Here is a 2,472-nt window from a genome sequence, read left to right as displayed (position 1 = left end):
ATGCTAGACGTCGCGCACCAGTATCAGCAGGCGACGGATTGGCACCTGCGCATGCCCGAGGATAGCGTAGCCTTGGCATCAAAAATACCCCCGAATATCCCCTCCCCCCAAGCGGGGGGAGGGCTAGGGTGGGGGCGGTTGTAAGGGGCGGAGCGCCATGAATTGGGAAATCGTCATCGGGCTGGAAGTCCACGCCCAGCTTAAAACGCAATCGAAAATTTTTTCGGCGGCGTCCACGCAATTCGGCGCCGAGCCCAACACCCAGGCGTGCGCGGTCGATCTGGCGCTTCCCGGTGTTCTGCCGGTTTTGAATCGCGCCGCGGTCCAGCAGGCGATCAAATTCGGGCTCGCGGTCGGCGCCAGAATCAACCGGCATTCGATTTTCGCCCGCAAAAATTATTTCTATCCGGATTTGCCAAAAGGCTACCAGATCAGCCAGTTCGAATTGCCGATAGTCGAGGGAGGGTTCGTCCTGCTGACGTTTCCCGATCGCGAAAAAACCGTGCGCCTGACGCGCGCCCACCTCGAAGAGGATGCAGGCAAATCGCTGCACGAGGATTTTCACGGCGCCACCGGCATCGACCTGAATCGCGCCGGCACGCCATTGCTCGAAATCGTCTCCGAACCCGATATGCGCAGCGCCGAAGAAGCTGTCGCCTACGCGAAAACACTGCATGCGCTGGTGACTTTTCTCGACATTTGCGATGGCAACATGCAGGAAGGATCATTCCGCTGCGACGCAAACGTTTCGCTGCGCAAGGCAGGAGATGCCAAACTCGGCACGCGTTGCGAAATCAAGAATCTCAACTCGTTCCGCTTTCTCGAACGCGCCATCGAATACGAAGTGGCGCGGCAAAAAGAGATACTCGAAGATGGCGGCGGCATCGTTCAGCAGACGCGGCTGTACGATCCGGACAAAGACGAGACGCGCGCCATGCGCACGAAAGAGGACGCGCACGATTACCGCTATTTTCCCGATCCCGACCTCCTGCCGCTCGAAGTTTCCGATGATTGGATAGATGAGACGCGCGCGCGGCTTCCCGAACTGCCGCAGGCGAAGCGCGAGCGTTATGCGCGCGAGTTCGGTTTATCGGCCTATGACGCCGGCATTCTCACTGCATCGCGCGGAATGGCCGCCTATTTCGAAGCGGCGTTGGCGCGCTTGCCCGATCAACAGAAGCTGATCGCCAACTGGGTAATCGGTGAACTGAGCGCCAAACTGAATCGCGAGAATCTGGAAATCGGCGCGAGCCCAATCGACAGCGGGCAGCTTGCCGGCTTGCTGCAACGTATAGCCGATGGAACGCTTTCCGGCAAGATCGCCAAGGACGTTTTCAATGCGATGTGGCAGCAGGAGGAAGGCGGCGATGCCGATGCCATTATCGCCAAAAAGGGCCTGAAGCAGATTTCAGACAGCAGGGAACTGGAAGCGATCGTAGACCGAATAATCGAGCAAAATCCTGCGCAGGCGGCCGACTACCGCGCCGGCAAGGAAAAAGTCTTCGGCTTTTTTGTCGGTCAGGCGATGAAGGCGACCCAAAGCCGCGCGAATCCCGCGCAGCTTAACGAAATCGTGAAAAGCAAGTTGACTGAATAACCCGCCGTAGCCCGGAAGAAGCGCAGCGTATTCCGGGAATCGATTTCCCGGATTCCATTTCATTCAGCCTGGCTACGCCCTGCTAAAGAACATCATCAACGAAGTCCCGTCCGGTGCACGAGGGGCAGCGTTCGATGATATTCGGCCCTTCCGAATTTACGACATACGTGCACTTGTTAATAGTGTCGAACCAAATCCCTTGGCCATCGCACTGAGGCATTTCTTGCGCGGCGGCGGCGGATTCTCAATCTCAAACTCATGGCGGGATGTCTTGTCGGCAGCAATGCCAGCGTTTGCCGAAAGCCATAGGGCATATTGAGCTAACGCAAAGTCACGATCATATGGATGGGCAACAGTGGTTACTGCCGTTCGCTCGGCAGCGCGTTTCCTTGCGCAGAGCGCATGGCCCTCAACGAAGTAGAGGAGCATGAAATCTGGGTCGTCGGGCTGTATCGACGGGTCAAATACGACACGACGCTTTCCATGCCAAACGCCGACCCAGATGGTCCGTGAGTTCCGAGGGTTTGCAGGCACGATCACTTCCTTCCGGGTGTTTGAACAGCGTACGGCTTGAGTTCTAGCATGAATAGACGACGTAGCCCGGAAAAAGCAACGCGCATTCCGGGATCGATTCCCTTCAATTCGCGAGGGGAAGAAACCAGCCTGAGATTGCAGCGAGCGCAATTAGCACACCGCCAAAAAAGCGTACCAGCGCGCGAGCGCGCAAGACTTCGACGGCCTGAGCTAGCTTCGCGTTTTGCTCTGCAAGTGATTTGAACAGCTCTGACGATAAAAGGACGTCAGTCTGAAGCTCAGCTACGTGACCTTCGAGTGAACTGACGCGAAACTTAACGACACCCAATGCTTCTACGTGC

At 57.0% G+C, this 2,472-nt stretch carries 2 protein-coding genes; one reads left to right on the top strand and one right to left on the bottom strand.

Annotated features, from left to right (window positions below):
* The first annotated feature begins 157 nt into the window (after positions 1 to 157).
* Positions 158 to 1,597: an Asp-tRNA(Asn)/Glu-tRNA(Gln) amidotransferase subunit GatB gene (gatB, locus tag H0V78_08540; protein ID MBA2351823.1), complete on the top strand. Its 1,440-nt coding sequence runs from the start codon at positions 158 to 160 to the stop codon at positions 1,595 to 1,597.
* Positions 1,598 to 1,753: 156 nt separating this feature from the next.
* Here gatB and H0V78_08535 read toward each other — a convergent pair whose 3' ends face one another.
* Entirely contained in the window at positions 1,754 to 2,026 is a 273-nt protein-coding gene (locus H0V78_08535) for a hypothetical protein (GenBank protein MBA2351822.1), read from the bottom strand.
* Between the last annotated feature and the right edge of the window lie 446 nt (positions 2,027 to 2,472).

The sequence above is a fragment of the Burkholderiales bacterium genome, assembly GCA_013695435.1.
Taxonomy (GTDB): domain Bacteria; phylum Pseudomonadota; class Gammaproteobacteria; order Burkholderiales; family JACMKV01; genus JACMKV01.
Note: the sequence above shows the minus strand (reverse complement) of the source record. Positions and strands in the feature narration are given on the sequence as shown.